The following is a 4,745-nucleotide window of genomic DNA, read 5'->3' as shown; positions in this document are numbered from 1 at the left end:
ACCCACCGCTTCCACCGAGCGAGCCGCATGGTCATGAGCGCGCTACGGCTGCCCCGCGTCCGTGGCCGTGGCGGCGGGCGGCGCCGGCGTGGGCACCTTCACGCCCTCCGCGGCCAGCACCGCCATGCGCTCGGTGGCCTGGCGGGCCGCGGCGCTGTTCGGGTGTTCCGTGGGGATCTTCGACAGCACCTGCGCGGCCTCGTCCTTCTTGCCCTGCAGGATGAGCATGCGCGCCTTGTGGTACGCGCCCATGCCGACCAGGTACTCGCCGGTGTCCGCCTTCTCCATCTCCTCGAAGGAGGTGATGGCCTTGGCGTAGTCACCCTTGGCCTCGTAGGCGTAGCCCTGGCCTTCCAGGGCGCCCGCGCGCAGGGCGTCGTTCTCCGGGGCGCCCTTGAGGAAGACGTCCAGGGACGCCAGTGCGTCGTCGGTCTTGCCCAGCCGGAACTCGGCCTTCCCCTGTGCCAGGGCGGCGGTCGTCGCCGAGCGCGTGCCCTCGTGCTCCTTGCGGAAGGCCGACAGCTGCTTCACGACCTCCTCGTCACGGGCCTGCACCGTCGCGAACGGGGGCTCCGTGGCCGTGGGGTCCGCCGGGTCCACGCCCGTCACGGGGCGGTCCAGGACGGTGAGGGCCTGGCCCAGGGCCATGGAGGCCGTCTCCTCGCCGCGCTTGGACACTTCGCTGGCGATGGCCACGCCCACCGCGCCCAGCACCAGCACGCCCGCGCCGATGGCGAGGAACTTCTGGCGCTGCATCAACCAGTCGCGCGCGTCCGCCCCCACCTTCTGGAAGGCGTCCGGCTGACGAAGCTCCTGCTGGCGAATCTTCTCGGTCTTCTGCTGGGCCACGATGAAGGGACCTCTCTCCGGCTCGACGGTGCTCTTCGCTCTGCTGGGAAAGCGGCGCACTGTAAAGAGCGCCCGCTGGGAGTGTCAACGCGTGAGCGCGGTCAGTCGCGCCCCGCGCGCTTCCCACCCTTGCCACCCTTGCCCGCCAGGTGCGGCTTCTTGCGCGCCTCGCGCTTGGCCTTGCCTGGCCGCTCGCGGAAGAGCAGGCGGATGGGGACCCGCAAATCGAACGTCTTGCGGATCTGGTTGGTGATGTACCGCTTGTACATGTCCGGCACGCCCTGCGGCTCGTTGCACGTGAGGGCGAACGTCGGCGGGGCCGCCGCCACCTGGGCGATGTAGTACAGGCGCAGCGGCTTGCTCTTCACGATGGGCGCCGGGTTGTTGTCCACCATGTAGTCCAGCAGCTTGTTGAGCTGCGGGGTGGGCGCCCGGAAGCGGAACTGCTTGGCCAGCTCCACCGCCACGTCCACCACCTTCTCCACCTTGGAGCCGTGCAGGGCGGACGTGAAGATGACCGGCGCGTAGCCCACGAACTTCAGGGCGATCTTGAGGTCCTCGCGGAAGGCCTCCTGGCGGCGCTTGTCCTCCGCGATGAGGTCCCACTTGTTGACGACGATGACCAGCGCGCGGCCCCGGTCCATGGACAGGCCCGCGAGCTTCGCGTCCTGATCCACCGCGGGCTCCGTGGCGTCCATCAAGAGCACCGCCACGTCGCTGCGCTCCAGGACCTTCAGCGCCGCGATGACGGAGTACTGCTCCACCTGGTGCGCGATGGTCTTCTTGCGCCGGATGCCCGCGGTGTCCGTGAGGATGAGCTGATTGCCCTTGTACGTGACTTCCGAGTCGATGGGGTCACGCGTGGTGCCGGCGACCTCGCTGGTGACGACGCGCTTCTCCTTGAGGATGGCGTTGACCAGCGTGCTCTTGCCCACGTTGGGCCGGCCGATGATGGCCACGCGGATCTTCCCGTCGTCCGGCGGCGCCTCGGCGTCCTCGCCCTCCACCTTCTCCGGGAGCTTGGACACCACGGAGTCCATCAGGCTGCCCATGCCCAGGTTGTGCTCGGCGGACATGGCGTTCACGTCGCCCAGGCCCAGGCGGAAGAACTCGCCGGCCAGCGACTGCATCTGCCCGGTCTCGTTGTCCAGCTTGTTGGCCGCCACGACGACGGGCTTGCCCGACTTGCGCAGGTAGTTGGCGACGGCCTCGTCCGCGGTCGTCATCCCCGCGCGGGCATCCACCACGAAGATGATGACGTCGCACTCCTCCACGGCGAACTGCGCCTGCTCGCGCACCTGCTTGAGCAGCGTGTCCTTCTCACCGGGGACGAAGCCGCCCGTGTCGATGAGGGTGAAGGCGCGGCCCTCCCACTCCGCGTCGGCGTAGTGCCGGTCACGGGTGACGCCGGGCTCGTCCTCCACGAGCGCGATACGCCGGCCCACCAGGCGGTTGAACAGCGTGCTCTTGCCCACGTTGGGGCGACCGACAATGGCGACCAGCGGCTTCATGGAGTCTCTTTCGACAGCGACGACGACTTCAGCGGCAACGACGTCAGCGGCAACGGCTTCAGCGGCGACATCACTCGTAACCCAGCTTCCTCAAGCCCGCGGCGCGTTCGCTCCAGCGGGCCTCCACTCGCACGCGCAGGTCCAGGTACACGTGCGCGCCCAGCAGGCGCTGCACCGACTTGCGAGCGTCCGTGCCGATGAGCTTCAGCATCTGCCCCTGCTTGCCAATCAGGATGGCCTTCTGACTGTCGCGCTCCACGTAGATGGACGCCGCGATGCGGATGAGGCCGCCCAGCTGGCCGGGGGGCGTGCCCGGGCGCGGCTCGCGCTCGGATTCGTCGAACACGTCCACCAGCACCGCGGTGGAGTACGGAATCTCCTGGCGGCAGTGCCGGAGCACCTGCTCGCGGATGTACTCCGCCACCAGCACGCGCTCCTGCTGGTCCGTGAGCATGTCCTCCGCGAAGATGGGCTCGCCCTCCGGCAGGTGACCCAGCACGACCTCGAACAGGTGCTCCACGCCGTCCTTCTCCCGCGCGGAGATGGGCACCACCTCCGCGAAGGGGAACTCCTGGCCGTAGAGGGCGATGAGCGGCAGCAGCTTCGCCTTGGGGATGGAGTCGATCTTGTTGATGACCAGGAAGGTGGGCTTGCCCACCTTCTGCAGCCGCTCGAGGATGGCGCGGTTGCCCGGCGTCACATCCAGCGTCTCGCCCTGGGGCGGCTCGATGAGGAAGAGGACCAGGTCCACCTCCTCGGCCGCGGATATGGCGGCCTCCACCATGTAGCGGTTGAGCTCTCCCTTGGCCTGGTGGATGCCGGGCGTGTCGATGAACGCCACCTGCCCTTCCGGACGCGTCACCACGCCCAGGATGCGGTTGCGGGTGGTCTGCGGCTTGGGCGAGACGATGGCGATCTTCTCGCCGGTGAGCGCATTGAGCAGCGTGCTCTTGCCCACGTTGGGCCGGCCGATGAGCGCGGCGAAGCCAGCGCGAGGGGTCTTCTTCTGGGACTGAGAGGCCATACTTCCGGAGATGATCAGTGGGCCTTCCGACGTGCTGCACGGGAAGGCCCCGGGGGAACGGCTATGAACGGCGGACGGCCCTACGACGGCCGCGCCGTGGAGATGGTCAACGTCTGGATGCGCACGTCCCGGCGGGGACGGTCGCTTGAATCCTTGGGAAGCTCGTTGGCGATGCGGTCCACCACGTCCTGCCCTTCCACCACCTCGCCAAAGATGGTGTACCGGTTGTCCAGGTGGGGCTGCGGCGCGGCGGTGATGAAGAACTGACTGCCGTTGGTGTTGGGGCCGGTGTTGCCCATGGCCAGCAGGCCCTTCCTGTCGAAACGCCGGCCACTCTGGAACTCATCCTCGAAACGGAAGCCCGGCCCACCGTTTCCCCGGCTGGTCGGGTCCCCGCCCTGGATCATGAAGTCCTTGATGCAGCGGAAGAAGAGCGTCCCGTCGTAGAGCGGGCGGCCGTGCTGCACCTGGAACGTCACCGGGTCCGTCCAGGGCTTCTCCCCGGTGGCCAGCCCCACGAAGTTCTCCACCGTCCGCGGGGAGTCCTTGGAGAACAGGCGCACCACGATGCGCCCCTCCGTCGTCGTGAAGGTCCCGAACAGCTCCGTGCCCGCGCGGGCCTGCTCCATGAAGCTCATTGCGGGGTGCTCTTCGGGGTGGCGGGCTTGGAGGCGGGCGCCTTCTTGGCCGCGGCGGCCGGGGCACCCTTGGGCGCCTTGTCACTCAGGGTAATCGTTTCCAGGACCACGGGCGTCTGCGGGCGGTCCTGTGCGCTGCGCGGCACGTTGCCGATCTTCTCCACCACGTCGTAGCCCGTGACGACCTCGCCGAAGATGGTGTGGCGTCCGGTGAGCTGCGCGGGCGTGGAGGTGGTGATGAAGAACTGGCTGCCGTTGGTGTTCGGCCCGGCGTTGGCCATGGCCAGGATGCCCGGCTTGTCGAAGCTGCGGCCGCTCTGGAACTCGTCCGCGAAGCGGTAGCCCGGGTCGCCCATGCCGGTGCCGGTGGGGTCGCCGCCCTGAATCATGAAGCCCGGGATGACGCGGTGGAACACGGTGCCGGCGTAGAGCGGCTTGCCCTTCACCTGCTCGCCCGTCTTCGGATCCGTCCAGGCCTTCTCGCCGGTGGCCAGGCCGACGAAGTTCTCCACCGTCTTGGGCGCATCCTTGGAGAAGAGCTTCAGGGTGATGACGCCCTGGCTCGTCTTCAGGGTCGCGTAGACGTCCTTGCCGGCCTGGACCTTCTTCGTCCAGGGGCCCGCGGCGGGCTCGGCGGCCAGGGCCGCGAAGGCGGCAAGCGCCACGGTGATACCGAGAAGACCTGTCTCTTATACCCATCTGACGCTGCCGACGATAAGGCGC

At 68.4% G+C, this 4,745-nt stretch carries 5 protein-coding genes; all 5 read right to left on the bottom strand.

Going from position 1 to position 4,745, the window contains the following annotated elements:
* Nucleotides 1–42: 42 nt before the first annotated feature.
* Nucleotides 43–849 (bottom strand): tetratricopeptide repeat protein, encoded by an 807-nt coding sequence (locus D7W79_RS38980; RefSeq protein ID WP_120530304.1) that lies wholly within the window; start codon nt 847–849, stop codon nt 43–45.
* A gap of 101 nt (nt 850–950) precedes the next feature.
* Nucleotides 951–2,360, bottom strand: coding sequence for a ribosome biogenesis GTPase Der (gene der, locus D7W79_RS38975; RefSeq protein ID WP_120530303.1), 1,410 nt, complete (start codon nt 2,358–2,360; stop codon nt 951–953).
* Between the two features lie 70 nt (nt 2,361–2,430).
* Nucleotides 2,431–3,384 (bottom strand): GTPase Era, encoded by a 954-nt coding sequence (gene era / locus D7W79_RS38970; protein WP_120530302.1) that lies wholly within the window; start codon nt 3,382–3,384, stop codon nt 2,431–2,433.
* Nucleotides 3,385–3,464: 80 nt separating this feature from the next.
* A complete protein-coding gene (locus D7W79_RS38965) occupies nt 3,465–4,022 on the bottom strand; it encodes a peptidylprolyl isomerase (RefSeq protein WP_120530301.1) in 558 nt (185 codons plus the stop codon).
* Nucleotides 4,019–4,687 (bottom strand): peptidylprolyl isomerase, encoded by a 669-nt coding sequence (locus D7W79_RS38960; RefSeq protein ID WP_276375578.1) that lies wholly within the window; start codon nt 4,685–4,687, stop codon nt 4,019–4,021. The genes D7W79_RS38965 and D7W79_RS38960 overlap by 4 nt, the downstream gene beginning before the upstream one ends.
* Nucleotides 4,688–4,745 lie beyond the last annotated feature (58 nt).

This window comes from Corallococcus exercitus, assembly GCF_003611585.1.
Lineage (GTDB): Bacteria > Myxococcota > Myxococcia > Myxococcales > Myxococcaceae > Corallococcus > Corallococcus exercitus.
This window is presented reverse-complemented; position numbering and strand designations above follow the sequence as displayed.

Coding starts and splice junctions, on each gene's coding strand:
- era (WP_120530302.1), bottom strand. CDS start 3,384: ATGGCCTCTCAGTCCCAGAAGAAGACCCCTCGCGCTGGCTTCGCCGCG.
- D7W79_RS38965 (WP_120530301.1), bottom strand. CDS start 4,022: ATGAGCTTCATGGAGCAGGCCCGCGCGGGCACGGAGCTGTTCGGGACC.
- der (WP_120530303.1), bottom strand. CDS start 2,360: ATGAAGCCGCTGGTCGCCATTGTCGGTCGCCCCAACGTGGGCAAGAGC.